Here is a 19362-nt window from a genome sequence, read left to right as displayed (position 1 = left end):
TACAATTTATTATATCGGCGGTACTTTGTACTTATTTAATAGCAAAATTATATTTTTTTCGATTATTTCTGAGTCGGATTCATCATTTTTTTTATGGCCGCCAGATCCAGATGAGGCTTCAACGCTTCCTGGTTGCTTTTTTGAATCGTATCATATACTCCTTGCGGAGGATCGTTATATCTTTAGGGGCCTCGATTCCGATTTTAACCTGATCTCCATCGACGGCGGAGATAAAAATTTCGATATTATTGCCAAGAAGTATCGATTGTCCCTTTTTTCTTGTTAGGATCAACAAAGGATTACTCTCCCTTCTTCGCAAGAGCTTCTCGGAACATAGGCTCTTTGGCGGTATAGGCGACCTTATAAGGAGGAACGATCTGTCTTCCTTTATTGTTCCGAACATTAATGACAAGCGGAGCAAGAAGGTTCATGGTCGATGCGGTAAACGGCTCGTGTATGGTAATGATCGACAGGATGGCCGCATCTTCGGCAGATGCTAGTTCCAGGTATTCCTTGTCTTTCTCCTCGATTTCCAACGAATAGCTTTGAAAAAAAGCGAAGGGCGATGCGACCAGAAAACCTACATTAGGGTCGGCAACGCTTTGCAAATATGCATACGGACTTTGCTCCTCCATGATTTGCAAGGTAAATTCGTTCAAATGTTCGAATCCCAGTATGCTTCCATCAAATTGAACCACTCGCTCATGCAAGAAATCCAACACGGATATTCCTCCTAAAATTCAATGCTATAGCTTGCGCTATAGCATTGGCAATTATTATTTATAAATGTCGTACTTCGTCACAGAGATATCGATCGCTTGCTTTTGCTTTAAATAAATGTCTACGCTTCCCGGGTTATATTGAATATCGGGCTTCTGCGGTGTGTATTGAATGATCGGGTGCTGCGCCTCTATGTGAATTTCCGGCTTCTGAGGTGTATACGTGATTTTCACGTTGTCGTAAGCGGGGTTTCCTGTGTACTCAATCGGATTTTGCCGTTCGAACACATCGCTGGCAATATCGGCGAAAGCATCCCCATGATTCGTTATTTGAGCCATCCGGTTTCCATCTTCTACAGTTTTGGCTATAGCCTGAAGAGCTACGCTTTGACATTGGCTGTATATCATACTGTTCCATGCCAAGTTCGGGCCGACTCCTAAAGCAGACCAGGCTTCCGACGAATCAATTTGCAATTGCCCCGGGGGCGAATGAATATCAATCTGGGCTTTCGGCTGCTGAATTTGCAAATCGCCTTTGGGTAATTGCATCTCCTGCGATGCCCTATACGTTTGAATACCTATCTGAGCAAAGGTTTGATGGATGGAGAGACGAAGGTCATTCATAGGAGTCCTCTCTCACTATCTCAAGTAGTCAATTAGAGTTGGCTGTATGACTTTGGCTCCGACGGAAAGAGAGGCCTGATACACGTTTTCATCTGCCTTAAGTTTAGTAATCGTTTCTGCGATATCGGCATCCTCAACTTTCGAGTCGAGACTTGTCAAGTTCACATTCAAGTCCTTCATACGACTATCCATCAAATCGATCCGATTCGAACGAGCGCCAACCTCCGCGCGTACATTCAAAAACTTGTCCATTCGGGTTTTTAGCTTATCAGAAAAGGCTGCCGCACTTGTCTTGTCGCCATTGGCAAATGCGTTTTGCAGCCCCTTCAACACAGTGAAAAGGTTGTCCGTAGTACCGTTCGTATCCTGTGGGCCGAAAACCTGGTCGCCGGTTACATTGGTCGGTATCGTTACCCCCGCGGCAAATTGATAGCTGATCTGTGCTGTATCAGTTTTATCCGCCGCTGCATTAGTACTGGAATATGGCTTCTGATCCGTCTTTTGACCGTTAAATATATACTTTCCATTCAACTGATCGTTACCGAGAACGACAGCTTGATCGTAAATTTGCCCCAACTCTGTAGCGATAGCATTCAGGGCCGATTGCGGATTGGTTCCATTCAAACCTTGCGTGGTCAGTTCGGTTGCCCGCTGGAACAAATCGTTAATTTGTCCGAGGACAGTATCCGTATGATCAACGAGGGATTTCGCTGTGTCAATGTTCTTCTGATACTGATCGTTCATGGAAAGCTCGCTTCGGTATCGGAGCGCATAAGTAATACCAACCGGATCGTCACCAGGTTTGTTTATTTTTTTGCCCGTTGACAAAATGTCTTGGTTTACCTCCAAGCGATTTAAATTGTTATTTACGTTTCTAAGCAATTGCGAACTGAGCATGCTGTTCGTAACGCGAAGCGGCATCGGAAGTTCCTCCTAATCCCCACTTTGATCTTAACGACCGACGACGCCGGTTCCGTTAATGAGCTTGTCCAATATCTGATCGTACGTCGTCATGAAACGTGCAGCCGCACCATAAGCATGTTGAAACATGATCATGTTCGACATTTCTTCGTCAAGCGATACCCCGCTTACGGACTGTCGGCGTGAATCGACTTGATCAACCAGGTTCTGTTGATTATTCATCTGGCGTGTTGCCTCTTGAGCCTGAACGCCCATCTGCCCGACAATCGATTGAAAGTAATCGTCGATAGTCCCGCTGGTGACCCCGTTGCTTAACGCTCCGCTCGGGAAAGCGAATTTGGAATCTTTTAGTTGCGCCATCAATAGTGTAAGCGTATTGTTGCCCTTGACCGTTAGTTCGGTGCCAGTAGAATCATCCGTTCTCATGGAGGTTGCGATTAATGATACATCGTTCTGTATAGCAGGATTAAGTTGAATGCTGCCAGCCGTAATCCCCGTCGAACCCGCCTTCGCTGTAAAGAAGTCGCCGCCGGTTGTAGGAGGTGTCGTAAACAAATATCCTAGTTTATGCAGGCCGTTCAAGCCTTTTACAGTTACCACGGTATCGGCAGCCAGGGTTCGCTGGGCAACGCTGCCGCTATAAGTGACAGGCCCGTTAGCCGTATTTAAAACCGTATTGTTTGGAATCACTGATCCCGCGGGAATAGTAATGGTCACATCGCCATTAGCGATTGTATTTGCGAGTGTATCCAGTTGGTTTTGATAATCGACAACGTATTTATCGCGGGAATAAATCATTCCGTACGCTTCGCCACTGCTCAAATCTCCCGAGGAGAAGGCCGTTTGGAGAGCGGTGGCACTCGTAGCAGTAGCCGTTTCCCCATTCACCAGGTTCACGCCGCCCATATTGATGCTGTAGCCAGTGGCTGTTTCTGTCACTGTAATATTAACGATTTTGGACAAGTTATCCGTCAACAGGTCGCGTTGGTCGCGCAGATCGTTCGCACTGTCGCCCATGCCTTCGATTTTGGAAATTTGCGCGTTAAGGCTGGCGATCGTTTGAATTGTGGAGTTGATCTCGTCCGCCTTCACGCCGATATTCGTAGTTAAATCGTTGTTCAGATCGGATAGCTGCTTGCTCGTCTGGTTCAGAGCGTCGGTGAGAGCGTTGGCGTTTTCGCGCAATATTTTGCGACCGGTCACATCTTCCGGATTTTTGCTTAAATCCGACCACGCTTTCCAGAAGTTGTCCAGCACCGTGCGTATTCCGCTGTCGCTCGGTTCGTTCACAATGGTCTGCAATTTATCCAGCGTATCCGCCTGGATGTTCCAATTGCCCAGAGATTTATTTTCGTTCCTGAACTGGTCATCCAAGAACGATTCGCGCACGCGAGTAATCGACGAGAATTCAACCCCGGTACCCAGTTGGCCAGGGACGTTGCTTCGCATCATCCCCGGAGCTTCCATCGGTATCGAGGCCGTCATGTTTACTCGTTGCCGCGAATACCCTTGCGTATTCGCGTTTGCAATGTTATGCCCCGTCGTATTTAAAGCGGCCTGTTGCGTAAATAAACTGCGCCGCGCCGTCTCAATGCCATGGAAAGTAGAACTCATCTACGCCACTCCTTCTCGAGCTCTTATGCCTTAGTATCGAACAACCCGTTCCTTACAGCGTTATGCGACGAAGAGGCCGGCGCTTTGTAAAACAAGTCTTGATTCGGATCGTCCACAAGCAAATCAATGGAAAAATTAATAAAGGCCAGCGATTGCTCGATTAGCTTCTGATTCGTTTCGTTCAGCCTCTTCAGCTCGATCAGCTTTTCCAGAAGAATTTGCTGTACGTTCATGAGGGCTTTCTTTTCGTCCGCTTTAAAAATGATTTTGATCAAATCCGAAACGGTGACGCGCGGGTCGGGGTTGTAGCCGCGGGAAATGAGATATTCCCCTGTCCTCTGAACTCGCTCGCGATCCAATTCGGCAACCTGCCTGACCAGCTTGTTTTCCCTATGAATAATCGCGTTCAAGCTGTCGACGTCATTGCGCACAAGAACGGGTGTTTTTTCGTTCGCCAGCTCAATTAACTGGCTATGCACTGCCGCCAGCCGTTCCATAAGTTCCAATAACGGTTCTATCGTCACCACGTTCACCCGTTTCTCACGCGTTCTTATTTCAAATACGGCAGCAGCTTGTCGGCGATTTTCTTCGCCTCAACGTGGTACGTCCCGGCCGATACCGAGTTCTTCAAATCCTCAATGCGCTTGCGGTGCTCCTCCGTGCCTTGAGCTCCTAACAGTTCCATCGCTTCCGGGGAAATTTGTACTTCGTCTTTCTTTCCCTTTTTCCCGGCACCGGCTACGGATTTCGCATCCGCAGAACGTTTATACATGCCCAGAGATCCGACTCTTTGCGATTCGTTAATCTTCACCTTGATCACCTCGTCCAATTCCGTCCAAAACCAAAAGGCCGATAATGTATACATCTATTATCGGCGAAAGTCGGAATTTATTTTAGGGGTTTGCAATAATTTTCAATGACGCTCTCTAAGACGGTCTTTGATGTTGAAGCTCTTTTGAAGATCCGACTTCTGCTGCTCCAGCTTCTTCTGGCTGTCCTGCAGCACATGGCTCGCATCCTTCAGCAGCTTCTGGCGGCAGCTGTCGCACATCGCTCCTTCGCGAATCGCGGCGCCGCACACTTCGCATTCATAGGACATATTGGGATGATTCGCTAACGAAATGCGGCCTTCGCGGACAAACTTCGTGATTTGCCGGATGCTTACGCCCGTAGCCTCGCTTAGCTCCGGAAACGTCGACTGCCGGTTCTCGCGCAAATATTTATAGCATTTCTCATATTGTTCTTCGATATCTTTCATGCAGCTCGGACAATACTCGTGGATGCCTTTCATGTACAATTTTCCGCAACGAGAGCAATTGCCCACATTGTTGAGGCCCATAGCAAGTCCCCCTTTACCCTTCATGCTACTATTATTTTACATCATAGATCTGTGTGTTGCATTACATTTTACAGGTTCTGCCGCGAGCCGTTTATCTTGCCAGCGTTAAACCGTAAACGTCGACAGCGCCGGCCGCGCGGATCGCTTTGGCACACTCGTTCAGCGTGCTGCCGGTCGTGTACACGTCGTCGACGACAAACAATCGGACTGGCTGAGGATGGCGGGCGGACAGCCACATGCCGAGTTCCCTCCGCCCGGCTTCGTGCAATGAGAACAGATCCCTCGTGTCCTGGAGCCGCTCTCCGCGCGTTTTCAAGCTTTGCTTCTCGGTATGCCGGTTTCGCCGCAGCAAATCCAGAACAGGGGCATCCAGCCGGCGACCGAGCGCTCGCGCCATTTGTTCCGCCTGGTTAAATCCCCGTTCCAACCGGCGTGCTACGCTTAAAGGAACGAAAGTAAGGACGGTTCGGGCAGGCGCACGCGCATCATCGACAGCTACCTGATGGAGTCGGTACGCATGCAGCAACATTTCGGCCAGCAGCTCTGCAAGCTTCTCGTCCCCGCGGTATTTGTAACGGGCCAGCCACGCCTTCATATGTTCGTTATATTCAACCGCACTGCGGTTCCTCACAAAATAGGCCGTCTCCCGGCGCGCGCAATCCGCACAGTCCTCATAACGGCCGCAAACACCGCACCGCACGTCCCGGATCCACGGAATGGCTTTCCGGCATCCCGAGCACAGTCCCGGCGGATACGAATGTGCGGCATTTCGTACACTCCCTCGGCATAATAGGCAAGCAGCTCGTTCCGGAGCTAGCAGCCCCGACAATCGCCGGGACCAATCCGCAGCCGCCGTCCGGATAGAGCTTTTCCGCTGAAACTGTATAGGTCATTCCCCCTTATTCACTCCATCAGAAAGTATATGCTACGCCTAAACTTAGGCTGATTCCGCTCCTAGGTATTAAGCTGGGGGGAGTAATGGCCAGCAACGTGCAGGGCGTTACACAGCCAGCTTAACGCCTGCAAACGCGCACGTCCCCAAAGGACGGCCTAAGCCGTTTATCCTTATGAAATGTACCCGAGCTTCTTCGAGAGCCGGTTCATGCTTCGGATATGACGTACGGCCGCCGTCTGCGGCGCAGTCCGATGCTGCGCCAGAAACGTTACGTACCCGGCCGGATCGGCAGCGGACCGCCCCGCTCTTCCCGCCATTTGCACAAGCGCCGCGTCGTCAAAAAGCCGGAATCCGCATCCAGCACGATGACATCGCTCTTCGGCACGGTCACCCCGCGCTCCAAAATCGTCGTCGTCACCAAAACACGAATCACCCCCTCGCGAAAATCTTGCACCTTCCGCACGCGCTCCGGGTCCTGCGAGAACGTGCCTTGAATGCTGCTCTGCGGTTCCGCACGCTGAAGCAACGTTACCAGCGGCTCTACCATAGCTATGCCGGGCACGAAGACGAACAACTGGGCGCCGCGCAGCAGACTTCGCCGAACGCTGTCAAGCAATGGTCGCGACAGCCGCCCGGCAGCAATCATGCCCGCGAGCGAAGCCGTGGACGTCAGCTGCGGGACGGGCAGCGGATGGCGATGGTAACGGGCCGGAACCTTCGCATGTGGCAGACGCCCTCGCCGGGCCGCCCGCTGCATGCCGGCCGGAGGGGTGGCGGATAACAATATGTAGCGGCCTTGCGGCTTGCAGGCTTTGCGGGCGGCATAGGCCAAGGAAGGGTTATTGTGGAACGGAAACGCGTCAAGCTCGTCAATGACGACCAGCTCGAACGCTTCGTGAAAGCGCAGCAGCTGATGCGTCGTGGCGACAACGATATTCCCGATATCCCAGCGCTGCTCGCTTCCGCCGTACAAGGTGACTACTTTGGCCTCGGGGAATGCTCGCTCTACCCGCGGACTCAGCTCCAGCACGACATCCTTCCTCGGCGTTGCAATAAGCGCCCGGCCCCCGCCGGCGACGGTGGCGGCGAGGAACGGAAAGATCATCTCCGTCTTCCCCGCTCCCGTTACGGCCCAGATCAGAAAACAGGGCGGATTGTCCCGATCCCGCTCCGCTTGCTGAGGTTGCAGCAAAAACTCGAGTCCCGCCCGGGAAGCCGCCGATTGTGCAGCGTTTAACCCCCACGGAGCGAGCAGTTCGTCCATGCCGGGCATAGCGACAAGCTTATCCGCCTCCGCCTTGTTTGCCTGATCTGCCGCATTTGATACGCTCCGGATCAGAGGAGTACACGCCCTCACTCTGCCCATGGTCAAACACTCTTCGCAATAAGGGCAGGCTTGTCCGCAATGCGGACAGTCTGTCCAGCGCAGACGCTCCTCTCCGCTGCCGCATCTGACACACACGTATGCGGGAGATTGGCCGGTTTTCCGCCAAAAGCGCAGGCGCCGGGCCCGTTCGGAGCATCGTAACGCTGGCTCTATAGCAAGCTCTCCCCGCAAGCTGGCCCATTGAACCGCAAATGTCAGACGCGACATGGAACCGCCAAGCTCAAGACCGTGATGAGACGCTAACGCCAGCGCTTCATCCAGGAGCAGATGCCGGCCCAAGGCAAGACGAAGCAGCTCGGAATATTCCTCTTTGACAATGGGTATTGGCTGCAGAGTGGAATAGGATGTGAAGAGTCCCACTTTCAGTACAGGAATACATACGGGTTCCCTTTGTTGTTCGTGTTGGAATATGAGCTTGAACGGAGGTGAGGACTGAAGTAATTGTACTAACTCCGAGGGAGGTATGTGAGGATATTCACCTTGCCTTGCCGATAACAGTCGCCTGACCCGCTCGGCTTGTCCAAACGATAGGGGAGGACGAACAAGCCACAGCTCCGCCTCGCCCTTCGTTCGGCTCCGCCAATAGACAGCGTCGGCTTCCCAGCAGATCGTCGTGCGCCATTGCCACGTAGATCCGCTGCTTACCGCATAAAGAGCCGCCTTCATAATTCACCTGCCAAAATCCAATGTAAACGGTTACTGTTGTAGCTGCAGCCACTTCGTAACATCTTCCTGCCGGTGCAGTCTTACGACGATGACATCGTCTTGTTCATGCCGCTTAAGAAATTCGTCGACCGCCTCTTCGCCGTGCAATCCGATATGCATCGGATGCTTGCGCGACAACTTTTCGACAATGCGCAGCGTATCGTCCGTAGAGCCTTCATCAAGCACGGTTGTATCGATCTGCCGCCCTCTGAACTTGGAGAAAAAATAGAGCGAACGAACGTACCATTCGATTTGAGACTCGTTATTGTTCGTAATCAGCACGACGTGCGCCGGTTTGCGGCCGTTTTTCCGGCCAATCATCAGCCTGCCGTATGCATGTACGAGCACAACGGCCATCAAGTAACACGCCATAATAGCGAACAAGCCAAGCATGCGGCACTCCTCCTCTAGCGTCCGAGAGGATCACTACGTTCCATTCTTAGAAGTAGTATATGCCGTCATAACTTGGCAGGTTCCTTCCGGTTCTGGGTCTTGCGCCGGAAACATCGCCCTATATCGTGACCCAGCCGTTCTTGATGGAGATGATGACAGCTTGCGTGCGGTCATCGACCTCCATTTTTTGCAAAATGCTGCTGACGTGATTTTTGACCGTCTTCTCGCTAATGAACAGATTGTCGCCGATCGCCTTGTTGCTCTTGCCCTCGGCCATCAGCTTCAGCACTTCCGCTTCCCGCTTCGTGAGCGGACTGTTCTCGACGCTGCCGTATTTCAGACCGTGCTCCTTAATGGATGCGCTCGGCCCGACCACCCCGACTTCGTCCAAATACGTCATGCGGCGCAATTGGTTGATTAGCTTGCCGGTTACCTTCGGGTGGATGAAGGCGTACCCGTTCACCACCGACCGGATTGCGTTCATCAGCGATTCAGGCTCCATATCTTTCAGCAAGTATCCGGACGCGCCTTTGCGCAGCGTCTCGAACACATAGCTCTCGTCGTCGTGAATCGATAAGATAATTACTTTAATATCCGGAAAAATGGTTTTGAGCCGCTCGGTTGCCACAACGCCGTTCTCTATCGGCATATTGATGTCCATCAACACCACGTCGGGGCTGTATTGGTTGCACAGCTCAATGACCTGGATGCCGTCGCCGCACTCCGCTATGACTTCCATGTCGCTCTCCATATTAATGATGCGCTTCAGGCCCTCACGAAACAATTGGTGATCGTCTGCAAGAATGATACCGACCTTCTGCTTCGTTTTCCCCGCATTATCCATGTCCGCTGCCATCCTCCTTCGAATCGGTTCCGAATGGTATATACATCGTGATCCTAGTGCCGGAATTTTTCTCGGAATGGAGCTCCATACTGCCATCCAACAGCTCCAGCCGTTCCCTCATTCCCAAGAGCCCGAAATGATTGTCGTGGGCGAGCCGGGGCTCCAACTGCTCCAGGTTGAAGCCGACCCCGTTATCGACAATGTGCAACTTGACCCCATCCTTGCCGAAGATCGTCTCCAACGACACGTAAGTGGCTCCGGAATGCTTCTGCACATTGGCGAACGCCTCCTGCACAAGCCGGAAGATGGCCACTTCCATCCCCGAAGGGAGGCGTATCTCCCGCCCCTTCAGCTCGAACTTGGTGCGAATTTTCGCTTTGTCCTCGAAGTCCTGCACGAATTTGCGCAACGTCGGCACGAGGCCAAGATCGTCAAGCGCCATCGGCCGCAGGTTGAAAATCATTTTGCGAACTTCCTCCAGCCCGCCGCGGAGCTGCCCTTTCAGATCGATAAGCTCGTCTTTGACAGCCGGGTATTCTTGCTTATCCAGCATCCGCTCGGCAATTTCCGTACGAAGAACGACATTGGCCATCGTCTGCGCCATGCCGTCATGAATTTCACGGGCGATGCGCTTGCGTTCTTCTTCCTGCGCCAAAATGATCTTCAGACCGAGCAGCTGCCGATTTTTCGCCGACTCCAGGATGCGGGTTACTTGATTGAGGTCGCCGGACAAATACTCCAGCACGACGTTCATTTGGGAAACGATCGTCTCCGCTCGCTCGACCTGCTTGTCCACGTTCTTGATGCGTTTCTGCAGCTCGTCTCGCCGTGCTTTGAGGTGCGTTTCCCGTTCCCTCGCCGCGGCCAGCTGCGTCTGCAAGGTGATCGCAGCCTCATAGGCCACCTTAATGTCATCGTCGCGGAAACGGTGAAAATCGCGGCTCACTTCCGTCAAACGTATTCGGGAACGTTTATATTCGATTTCAAGCCTGTCCACCTGATCAATCGTCTTCGACGTCTCGGTCTGAACTTCCTGCAATTCGCGGGTAAGCATTTCCCGCTCTTGCCGGGCCGTTTCGCTGATTTCGAAGATCTGGTATTTGCTGTTCTCCATCACTCCGATAGCGTTCTTTATAATGCGGTCTATTGCATCGGGCTGCAAAGGAATCCTTGCTCCTTTATGGTGATGATGACGAATTAGGTCGATCATTACCTCTTATAGTACCATATTTCGGAAATTGGCGTGTGGAACTCCGGAACTATTTTACAAAATTATTGCAGCGTAACTAACTGAGCTTTCTGATCCCAGCTCACTTTCCAGCCCATGTTTTCGGCGATGATGCGGAGCGGCACCATAGTCAAGTTGTTCATGATCTTAGGTGCGACTTCGGCGGTAACGCGTTGTCCGTTTACGATGAGATCGGGACTATCGATCCATAAGTCGATCATTTTGCCGCCGCGCAGCAGGGTGACTTTTCGCTCATTCCCGTCCCAGATCACCTTCGCTCCCAACGCTTCAGCCGCAAACCGGACGGGGATCATCGTATTGCCGTTTATAATGACAGGCGCTTGCTCCAAAGTCATCGTCTGGCTGTTCACTGAAGCTTTGCGGTTGCCCACCGTCAGCTTGACTTGATTGTTTGACAGCGCCGGCATCGTACCCGGGTAGACGAACGAAATGTCGTCGATCTGGATTTTGCCCTTGGGAGCCCGTTCGTCTTGGCCTTGCTCCGGATTCGCCACATAAATTCCTTTCAGCGTAATGGGGTACGCCGGCTTGGAGTCCGAAAAATCGAGACTGACCGTCCGCCATCCGGTCCAATTGATCGGATTGGCCAGGTCAAGATAGTAGGCCTTGCCGTTCGCGTCGGTAACAAGGGCACGCAGCCAGTTCAGGCTATTGTCACCATATACCTTCAGCTTCATATATTCCGGCCTGCCATCGATCTTAACGCCCCCGTCTGGCTGGTTGAAAAGCGCATAGGCGGCTTTAATCCCTTTTCCTTTGGTGAAATCGTATGACAGCTCCAGGCTTTTGTTCTGCGTAACCGGGTCCTGCACGATATTGACGTGAGCGTCCGTCTCTGCCGGTGCCTTGTCCGAGGTCGTCAGCACCGCTTTCGTATCGAGATCGTACCACAGCTGCTCTTGTCCCACCGGCAACGCCAGCATCGAGCTGTAGCCGTCATAGCGTGCAATGATTTGCGCCACGGTGCTGCCCTTTAAGCTGCTTACCGTCAGGACGCCGTTCGCAACCGATCCTTGGAAGCCGTTGAGCTCCCAATTGACAAGCTCCGGAGGTATTTCGCGCGTCTTGCCGTCTTTCGTCGTCACGATGACCGGCAGGCGGAACGTTTCATTTTCCGACAAAATGAGATTCGAGCCGCGCACTGTCATCGAGGCGATATCGTCGCGGCCGATGACTTTGACGTCCATACTCGCTTGGCCTTGCCCGGATACGACATTGAGCTTCGTCGCACCCGATTTCGCAGCTGTAAATTCGTTGCCTTGGAACGTACCGACCGGTGCGGTGCTCGACCACTGTGCCGTCATAGCGGATGCATCCATCGGATTGTAATACTCGTCGTAAGCTTTGACCTGATACGATGCTTTCTCCCCGAGGAAAAGGATTTCCGGCCCGCGCGCGAACAACCCTTTCACTACTGTCGATTTCGGCGCTGTGGAATAGACGCCTACGCCGTTCACGACTCTGCGTTCGACACCGTTCTGCAGATCCGCCACCAGCTTCGCATCCGTATCGCCTAATGGCCTGGATACCATCGTCGTGGAGCCCCCGCCGTCGAGGACCATCCCTCTCCATACTCCGGCCTTTGCCATCGCATCCTGCAATTCCGGAATTGTCATGCCGTCGCTCTTGCTGTTTTTATCGGCTGTAATAAGATAAGCGATTTTGAGGTCTTTGGAGTATCCGATGGCGGTCCGCGACACGGTGCTGTAGCCGGAGAAGTTGGAAACGTCCCTGGTTAAAATACTCGATTTGCCTTCGTCAACAAGCAGCGTTTCCCCGCCGATCATCATTTTAAACGACTTCGTATCGTAAGTCTTGGAAGCATCCATCGGCACAATTTGATAGTCTACCTTGATCGGATCGCCCACTTTAAGATGCTGTTTCACGTAATCGGTCGCTTTTCCGTTCGTCTTAAGAATCATGGCCCCAGGCGGAACAAGCCCCGGTAGAACGCTATCGATGGCGATTTGCTGGATCACGCCGTTCTGAACGAGAATTTCCGACGGAACCGTGACTCCATCGTTTGTCCGGCTGTCCGTGGCAAAAGCGCTCGTATACACGAACATGCCGTCCGTCAACCCGTACGTGCTATTCGGGTCATCGAGCCAGTACGACGTCTTGTTGACCCCTCCAAGCGGGAACGTGGAGCCGTCCTTAGCTGTGACTGAGCCTTTAAACGTAAACGCATCGACAATAGGCTGGTTGTTCTTATCGATCGCAAAAGAGTAAAGACCTTGCAGCCCCAGAGGCGGCGTCGACATTAGCTGGCCGTTCATAATTTCCGGGCCGTCCGGCACACCTTCTGCTATCGTATTATAGAAGTCCCCGTTCACCCCGGCTACGGCGCCAGTCTCTTTCACCATGCCGGATACCGTATTCCGCTTGGCGAACTGCCCGTTCGTGCCTGTCATGACGTCAAGCCGAACGTTCGGGTTGGTGAGGTCGACTTCAATGACGTTCACCGAGACGCTCACCGCTTTGGAGCCTCTCATCCCGTTCCATATGTACTTTTTAAGAGTCGCTCCTGAGGTAATCGGCTCTTGTGACGATAGTGCCATTGTGCTTGCTTGCGACTGCGCGGCGCTTGTTACGGCCGGTATAGCCGGGATTGCGGAGAATGTAATGATGAGTGCCGACGTAGTGTGAACGATGACTTTTAGCGCCTTCTTCATGCTGTTGGAAATACTCCTCTCTCCGTTTCTGCTTCTCTCTCTTTCTACAAAAGTATAGACTCTTATTCTATCAAAAAAGTTCCGGTAGAAATAGTTTACAAAATAGCAACAAAAAAGGCCGTCTGCTCACGATTCACATGAACAGACAGCCGGTGCTTCCGACTGATATTCGATTGCTTGGTTATGCGAGTGCTTCTTTCTTGAGCAGCTCCGCTTTGTCCGTACGCTCCCAAGGAAGATCGACGTCGGTACGGCCGAAGTGGCCGTATGCTGCGGTTTGCTTGTAGATCGGACGACGAAGGTCGAGCTCCTTAATGATGCCAGCCGGGCGCAAGTCAAAATGTTTGCGAATCAGCTCAACGAGCTTCTCTTCGCTCACCTTGCCGGTGCCGAACGTATCGACTGCAATCGATACCGGACGCGCTACGCCGATGGCATAGGCCAGCTGCACTTCGCACTTCTCTGCGAGGCCTGCCGCGACGATGTTCTTCGCTACGTAGCGAGCGGCATAAGCTCCTGAGCGGTCCACCTTGGTCGGGTCCTTGCCGGAAAACGCTCCGCCGCCATGACGGGCATAGCCGCCGTACGTGTCGACGATAATTTTCCGACCGGTAAGACCTGCGTCTCCTTGCGGTCCGCCGATCACGAAACGCCCAGTCGGGTTGATAAAGTACTTGGTGTCCGCATCCAAAAACTGTGTCGGGACGACAGGCTTGATAACGTGTTCTTTAATGTCGCGCACGATTTGCTCTTGCGTCACATCTTCGCCATGCTGCGTCGATACGACGATCGTGTCTACACGTACCGGCTTGTCGCCATCGTATTCGACGGAGACTTGCGTTTTTCCGTCCGGACGAAGATAAGGCAGCGTACCGTCTTTACGCACTTCCGTCAACCGACGCGCGAGCTGATGGGAGAGCGAAATCGGCAGCGGCATAAGCTCAGGGGTCTCGTTGACGGCAAAGCCGAACATAAGGCCTTGGTCGCCTGCTCCGATCGCTTCGATCTCGTCGTCGGTCATTTGACCTTCACGGGCTTCAAGCGCCTTGTTAACGCCCATAGCGATGTCCGGTGATTGCTCGTTAAGCGAGACGAGAACCGCGCAAGTTTGATAGTCGAAGCCGTATTTCGCCCGCGTATAGCCGATACCCTTAACGGTCTCACGCACGATAGACTGAATGTCAACGTATTCCGATTGAGAGGTAATTTCACCAATAACGAGCACTAATCCTGTTGCAACGGAAACCTCGCAAGCGACGCGAGCGTTGGGATCGTTTTTAAGGAATGCATCAAGTACCGAGTCCGAAATTTGGTCGCAAATTTTGTCCGGATGACCTTCTGTCACCGATTCCGATGTAAATAAACGTCGACCGCGCAAATCCGCCATGTCCATCGACCTCCCACAAACTAGTCTATACAAAAAATGAACCTTTTCCGCTTGGAAAAGGTTACATGCTTTGAACCTCAATTATTCATGTTACCGGATTTGTCGATACCTGTCAATGGACATCATCTTTTTTCGTAAGGAAATGTTGCAAGAATGAGGCCTATAGCGTAAACATCATTTCTTCCGCTTTTCGGATGAGACGGCTCGTGATCGCCCCCCCGACAGCACCCGCATCTCTGGAGGCGATATGGCCCCAGTAATCCTCTCTAATTTGGCCTGACGAGATGCTTCCCAGCTCGGTTGCGAACTCCATATCGGCTCCCAAGTTTGCAAGCTCCTTGCCGACGGGAAGCCCCATTTCCGCTGCGATTTCATACTTCAATGCATCCAGAGCCTTCGCGCTTTCAGGCACAACTTTTGCATTGCTGTTTCTCGCCATTTGTGCGCATCCTCCTTGTCGGTGAGTTGACTATAGTATCACCGTTTCATAGGAACGCACACGAATAAGATGTTGTCATATTGGACAAAATTATGGTGTCGGCATTACTGATCAGCCTTGGACCCATCTTCGTTGACAACGGAATAGCTGCCGCGAACCATGATGTAGATATCCTGCGTGTTTTTAGGGGCAGCCTTAACACCGCGGCCTTCTCTCGGGAAGATGAGCAGGTGGTTATTCTCTACTGCAGCGCCTGGTGCGAGGTCTTTACCGGCTGTTGCATCAGGTATGCCGTTTTCGTCGATACTAACGGCAACGGTCTTGCCGGTGCGGACTAGGAGTTCGCTTCCGGCAGCCGCGTAGAGGGTTTGGCCGTTTTTGAGTTGGACGACGGTTATGCCGGTGGCGGTTGAGGGCGTCGGTGCAGGTGTTGACGGCGTCGTAGGTTGCTGCGGCTGAGTAGCTTGTCCCGCGCCTTTGAGAAGGCTATCGACATAGCTTTTAGTCACTAGTGGATCGTTGACAGTACCTTGTGTAGTGTTTGCGCTATCGGCCTTAACGAGGCTATAGCCGCTGATGGTGAGAATAGTGCCTAGAACGAGTGCATACGCTAGTTTTCCTCTGCGAGTCATTGTCACGCTTCCTTTATATATAAGCTTTCTTACCATAATACGGGACTTCTTGAGAGTTTGTCTAGAAAAAAAAAGAAGACCCCGGAGGGTCTTCTTTTAGGAAGATGATTAGTGAACTCTAGGATATACTGTTGTGGAATTAGCATAGATCGTAGTAGTCGCCGTTTTACCCGATCCAGTTGAAGCGGTCAAATCGAACGATACATTAGTGCCAGTAACTGATACGTTACCAAATTGATCAATGCTTACTGTTCCACCCTTAACGTTGGTAGCAGAGAAAGTTACACCCAGAGCGTAGTTGTATTTCTGCGCGTCAGTGTCTTCGTATACTTTGCCATAGCTATCGGTAACGTTCAAATGATTGAAGGCATTGAAAGCGTTGGCGCCAGTACCGTAATCATAAGCTCTATCATCCCACGATACATTCGCAGCAGTCAACGCATCGTTCTTAACTGTTACGTCTGTTGTAAAGGATTTGATTTCACCTTTAGGTGTTTGATAGGTTACGGATACTTTAGCAGTACCAGCTTTGTTACCGATAACGTATGCTCTCTTGTTGACGCTGTCGTACCATACGTTTGCAACGTTCGTATCGGAGGAAGTAACGGACTGCATATTTCTCGGAAGACCTACTACTTCACCAGCAGCATTCTTCGCTGTAAGCGTAATTTCTCGACCGAATTTGCTGTTCGCTTGAAGTTGGGTAGCCTTCGAGATTGCTGCGCCTGTAACAGCACCGCCTGAGATAGAACCGCTAGTATCGTAAACAGCATCTGTTACAACACCACTGTCTTTAGCGTTCCAAAGTGCAGGCACGCTGTTAATGGAGTAAGTCAGATCAGCACTCGGTTTAGCAACTGTTACAGTTCTGGTGATTTTGCTCATTTCATTAGTGGCGTCTTTAGTGATTACCAAAGTAAGTTCTACTTTGTAATCCGTAGACCCTGTAAGAGAAGCGTCATTGAACGCTCCAAATCTGTAAGTTGTATCGTTGAAACCATGTTTTACGTCGGTGCTGAAGGTTGTCGGGTTGGTTCCGAATCTTGCTACTTGAGAACCGGAAGCAGGATTATCGTCTACAACAAGTGCCATTTTGGCAGCAAGATTATCGCCGTCAGTAAACACAACGTCAGGTGTTGTAGTAGTACCAACTTGCGTAGGCGTACGAGATGCAACAGTCACCGGAGTATAGCCTGTAACTACTGCATGTGTAGTATCCGTGGAAGCATAAGTTGGTGCATAAGTCTTAGCAGTAACAGATACTGTATAAGTGTGACCGCCCGTAGCTGCATAATTTCCTTGGTCATCAACAGGAATCAGCTTATCCAACTGCTTTCCATATTGGTCAATAACAGCATACTGGAAGCTCGTAGTTCCACCCACAGCAATCTGCTTGCCAGGCGCAGTGATTTCCTTGAAATGATCCGGAATACGCGCTGCTTGAACCGTAAAGTTCTTGGAATCGTTGCTGCTGACATTAGCAGTTGCGATGAATGCACTTACGGACACAACGCTATTCTTTGTAGTAGCAATCGGAGTGTTAGCAACCGAGGTGCTACCTACAACGTGAATAGTACCTTTATGCTCGCCAGAGTTTTCAAGCTGTCCACCATTAGCAAGCGGATAGTTGGAAGAGAGCTTAATTTGTGCCAGGTTTTCAGTGCTAACCAAATCGTCAGCACTCAGCTGGTTGCCTTGAGCGTCGTACGCGATAACCGGGATATATGCATCTGTGTCCCCAGCTGCAATGACGTCATCCAAGCTACCGATTTGCACCTTCGTAGCAATTTTCGAAGACTTGATGGAAACTTTCCCGGTAGCCGTAGCAGCTTGAGCTACGACTGTGAAGTTGTAGTCGCCTGCTTTGTCTACGTTGTTCGTCAAGGAAATTTTCAGAGTCGGAATATTGTTACCATCATCTTCAATAGAAGTAGTAACATTTTGCACAAAATCGTTCCAGATCACAGTTGGTGTGATCTCGTTAGGAGCGCCTGCCCCAACATTCAATGCATCGTATCCCATCATGCTGCCATATTGATCATAGAGATTCAATGCAAATTTAGCTGTGTCGCCAGTACCGTTAATCGATGTACCGTTGGAATATTGAGCAGAGCCCAGCTCCAGCTTGGACAGGATTGGCTGCGTTCCGACCTTGAAGTTTTTCGTAGCCGTAACGTGTCCAGAGTCATTACTGATGATCGTAATTGTTGCAAGTCCCACGCCCGGGGTCAAGTTGTCTGTGTTAACTGTTGCCAGCAGATAGCCGTCAGCATCTTTCGTCAGCTTCACAACGTTGCCTTGACCAACCGTGGTAGTACCAACAGTGCTGTAGTTGCCAGCTGCTGCAGAAGCGATCTCGCCGTATTGGTTAGTTGCTTTAATCTTAACAACAACTTTCGGACCTTTAGCGATTGTATCGCTTGCGCTTACGAACTCAATCTTCTGCACTACTTCGTCCTGAGCAGTGAATGTACCTGTTGCATTTTTAATTGCAGATGCATCCAAGCCACCCAATGTTACGGAGTAGCTGTCAGCCATTAACTTGGTATCAGTCAGCGTCAACGTAGCGGATTTCTTGTCGTCAGCGAACTTTACAGACGTTGCTACAGTAGAAGTGCCACGTTTCAGCGTCAGAGTCGCTTTTGCAGTGTCAACGTCGCGGTCGAAGTTAACCGTAACACTTTTCACGCCGGTCGCTTTAGCGGAAACAACGGATACTTGAGCAGGTTTGTTTTGCTCATTGTACGCTTGTTGGCCATTGAAAGCTCCGCCTACCAGGTCTGCGCGAGTTGCAAGCTTGGAACCGTCAGTGCCTGCCGGAAGAATCTTCAGGGATACTGCTTGGTCAACAGCGTCTTTGTACCAAGGAGTGCCAGTTACGTCTACTTTTTTGCCCAGGCCTTTCACGAGCAGCGTAGCGAATTGGCCAAGCGTTACGTTGTCGCCAGGAGCGAACGTGGTGTCGGTCATTCCGTCGATCAGGCCGGCTTTTTTCGCAGCCTCGATGTAAGGAATCGCCCAACCGTTAGCCGAGTCGTCTGCTTTCACGTCCGTGAAGCTGGAAGTTTTCACCGAAGTGTCCACTTTCACGTTGTAGATCAGCGTCAGGACTTTTGCCACTTGTGCGCGAGTCATGTTTTGGCTGATACCGAAAGAATCGTCGGATACGCCTTCGAACACGCCAGCTTTCAGCAGAGCGTCGATCTTTGCAAGCAGAGCAGCGTCTTGGCCAGCCAGATCTTTAAAATCTTTGGAAGTTTTTACAGCAGCTGTCGTGCTGGTGGTTGTTGTCGCTGCGTCGTCAGCCAGTGCTACTGATGAAAACATCGAGAGGGCCATGGCTGCGGAAGCGATCACTTTTAAACTTTTCTTCATAACCTTTATTTCTCCTCCTCGGATATGTTTCGCTTGTTGGAAGTCTTGTTTGTTATTATTGTAGCTCGAATTCCTCATTGGCCGATTCACCCCCTTTCCAGAGTAAGAGCTGTTTGCATCCAATTATGGATAAAGTACTGCAGCATGAAGCTGCAGAAACTAGTAAA

The 19362-nt window shown here is 51.3% G+C and carries 18 protein-coding genes; all 18 read right to left on the bottom strand.

Annotated elements, in window-relative coordinates; all coding sequences use genetic code 11:
* Positions 1-118: 118 nt before the first annotated feature.
* Positions 119-403: a carbon storage regulator gene (locus tag SD70_RS39770; RefSeq protein ID WP_331436769.1), complete on the bottom strand. Its 285-nt coding sequence runs from the start codon at positions 401-403 to the stop codon at positions 119-121.
* Positions 300-722: a flagellar assembly protein FliW gene (fliW, locus tag SD70_RS12080; RefSeq protein ID WP_041047818.1), complete on the bottom strand. Its 423-nt coding sequence runs from the start codon at positions 720-722 to the stop codon at positions 300-302. The genes SD70_RS39770 and fliW overlap by 104 nt, the downstream gene beginning before the upstream one ends.
* A 54-nt stretch (positions 723-776) precedes the next feature.
* The gene (locus SD70_RS12075) at positions 777-1343 is read right to left on the bottom strand and encodes a DUF6470 family protein (RefSeq protein WP_041047817.1); all 567 of its coding nucleotides are present in this window, start codon (positions 1341-1343) and stop codon (positions 777-779) included.
* Positions 1344-1358: 15 nt separating this feature from the next.
* Positions 1359-2264 (bottom strand): flagellar hook-associated protein FlgL, encoded by a 906-nt coding sequence (gene flgL / locus SD70_RS12070; RefSeq protein ID WP_041047816.1) that lies wholly within the window; start codon positions 2262-2264, stop codon positions 1359-1361.
* Positions 2265-2294: 30 nt separating this feature from the next.
* Positions 2295-3878: a flagellar hook-associated protein FlgK gene (gene flgK, locus SD70_RS12065; RefSeq protein WP_041047815.1), complete on the bottom strand. Its 1584-nt coding sequence runs from the start codon at positions 3876-3878 to the stop codon at positions 2295-2297.
* Positions 3879-3901: 23 nt separating this feature from the next.
* Entirely contained in the window at positions 3902-4405 is a 504-nt protein-coding gene (locus SD70_RS12060) for a flagellar protein FlgN (protein WP_156157992.1), read from the bottom strand.
* A gap of 23 nt (positions 4406-4428) precedes the next feature.
* Positions 4429-4689, bottom strand: coding sequence for a flagellar biosynthesis anti-sigma factor FlgM (gene flgM / locus SD70_RS12055; protein ID WP_041047856.1), 261 nt, complete (start codon positions 4687-4689; stop codon positions 4429-4431).
* A 102-nt stretch (positions 4690-4791) separates the two neighbouring features.
* A complete protein-coding gene (locus tag SD70_RS12050) occupies positions 4792-5169 on the bottom strand; it encodes a flagellar protein (RefSeq protein ID WP_394297957.1) in 378 nt (125 codons plus the stop codon).
* A gap of 139 nt (positions 5170-5308) precedes the next feature.
* The gene (locus tag SD70_RS12045) at positions 5309-5848 is read right to left on the bottom strand and encodes a ComF family protein (protein WP_052487336.1); all 540 of its coding nucleotides are present in this window, start codon (positions 5846-5848) and stop codon (positions 5309-5311) included.
* Positions 5849-6380: 532 nt separating this feature from the next.
* Complete coding sequence (locus SD70_RS37945; protein ID WP_231571173.1) at positions 6381-7478, bottom strand: DEAD/DEAH box helicase; 1098 nt, start codon at positions 7476-7478, stop codon at positions 6381-6383.
* A 717-nt stretch (positions 7479-8195) separates the two neighbouring features.
* A complete protein-coding gene (locus SD70_RS12035) occupies positions 8196-8597 on the bottom strand; it encodes a hypothetical protein (RefSeq protein WP_041047812.1) in 402 nt (133 codons plus the stop codon).
* Positions 8598-8715: 118 nt separating this feature from the next.
* The gene (locus SD70_RS12030; protein ID WP_041047811.1) at positions 8716-9441 is read right to left on the bottom strand and encodes a response regulator; all 726 of its coding nucleotides are present in this window, start codon (positions 9439-9441) and stop codon (positions 8716-8718) included.
* Positions 9434-10603: a sensor histidine kinase gene (locus SD70_RS12025; protein WP_041047810.1), complete on the bottom strand. Its 1170-nt coding sequence runs from the start codon at positions 10601-10603 to the stop codon at positions 9434-9436. Before SD70_RS12025 ends, SD70_RS12030 begins: the two co-directional genes overlap by 8 nt.
* 110 nt (positions 10604-10713) lie before the next feature.
* A complete protein-coding gene (locus SD70_RS12020) occupies positions 10714-13362 on the bottom strand; it encodes a stalk domain-containing protein (protein WP_041047809.1) in 2649 nt (882 codons plus the stop codon).
* A gap of 181 nt (positions 13363-13543) precedes the next feature.
* Entirely contained in the window at positions 13544-14749 is a 1206-nt protein-coding gene (gene metK, locus SD70_RS12015; protein WP_197081013.1) for a methionine adenosyltransferase, read from the bottom strand.
* Positions 14750-14909: 160 nt separating this feature from the next.
* Positions 14910-15188: an alpha/beta-type small acid-soluble spore protein gene (locus tag SD70_RS12010; RefSeq protein ID WP_041047807.1), complete on the bottom strand. Its 279-nt coding sequence runs from the start codon at positions 15186-15188 to the stop codon at positions 14910-14912.
* Between the two features lie 104 nt (positions 15189-15292).
* Positions 15293-15820: a hypothetical protein gene (locus tag SD70_RS12005; protein ID WP_041047806.1), complete on the bottom strand. Its 528-nt coding sequence runs from the start codon at positions 15818-15820 to the stop codon at positions 15293-15295.
* Between the two features lie 108 nt (positions 15821-15928).
* Positions 15929-19195, bottom strand: coding sequence for an S-layer homology domain-containing protein (locus SD70_RS12000; RefSeq protein ID WP_041047855.1), 3267 nt, complete (start codon positions 19193-19195; stop codon positions 15929-15931).
* Between the last annotated feature and the right edge of the window lie 167 nt (positions 19196-19362).

Origin of the sequence: Gordoniibacillus kamchatkensis, from assembly GCF_000829455.1 — a bacterium.
Taxonomy (GTDB): Bacteria; Bacillota; Bacilli; order Paenibacillales; family NBRC-103111; genus Gordoniibacillus; species Gordoniibacillus kamchatkensis.
This window is presented reverse-complemented; position numbering and strand designations above follow the sequence as displayed.

What these genes read in the sequence shown, in the direction of transcription:
- SD70_RS12050 (WP_394297957.1), bottom strand. Translation starts at nt 5,169, where the DNA reads ATGAAAGGCATCCACGAGTATTGTCCGAGCTGCATGAAAGATATCGAA.
- metK (WP_197081013.1), bottom strand. Translation starts at nt 14,749, where the DNA reads ATGGCGGATTTGCGCGGTCGACGTTTATTTACATCGGAATCGGTGACA.
- SD70_RS12030 (WP_041047811.1), bottom strand. Translation starts at nt 9,441, where the DNA reads ATGGATAATGCGGGGAAAACGAAGCAGAAGGTCGGTATCATTCTTGCA.
- SD70_RS39770 (WP_331436769.1), bottom strand. Translation starts at nt 403, where the DNA reads ATGTTCGGAACAATAAAGGAAGACAGATCGTTCCTCCTTATAAGGTCG.
- SD70_RS12010 (WP_041047807.1), bottom strand. Translation starts at nt 15,188, where the DNA reads ATGGCGAGAAACAGCAATGCAAAAGTTGTGCCTGAAAGCGCGAAGGCT.
- SD70_RS12035 (WP_041047812.1), bottom strand. Translation starts at nt 8,597, where the DNA reads ATGCTTGGCTTGTTCGCTATTATGGCGTGTTACTTGATGGCCGTTGTG.
- SD70_RS12005 (WP_041047806.1), bottom strand. Translation starts at nt 15,820, where the DNA reads ATGACTCGCAGAGGAAAACTAGCGTATGCACTCGTTCTAGGCACTATT.
- flgK (WP_041047815.1), bottom strand. Translation starts at nt 3,878, where the DNA reads ATGAGTTCTACTTTCCATGGCATTGAGACGGCGCGGCGCAGTTTATTT.
- SD70_RS12020 (WP_041047809.1), bottom strand. Translation starts at nt 13,362, where the DNA reads ATGAAGAAGGCGCTAAAAGTCATCGTTCACACTACGTCGGCACTCATC.
- SD70_RS37945 (WP_231571173.1), bottom strand. Translation starts at nt 7,478, where the DNA reads ATGGGCAGAGTGAGGGCGTGTACTCCTCTGATCCGGAGCGTATCAAAT.
- SD70_RS12000 (WP_041047855.1), bottom strand. Translation starts at nt 19,195, where the DNA reads ATGAAGAAAAGTTTAAAAGTGATCGCTTCCGCAGCCATGGCCCTCTCG.
- flgL (WP_041047816.1), bottom strand. Translation starts at nt 2,264, where the DNA reads ATGCCGCTTCGCGTTACGAACAGCATGCTCAGTTCGCAATTGCTTAGA.
- SD70_RS12075 (WP_041047817.1), bottom strand. Translation starts at nt 1,343, where the DNA reads ATGAATGACCTTCGTCTCTCCATCCATCAAACCTTTGCTCAGATAGGT.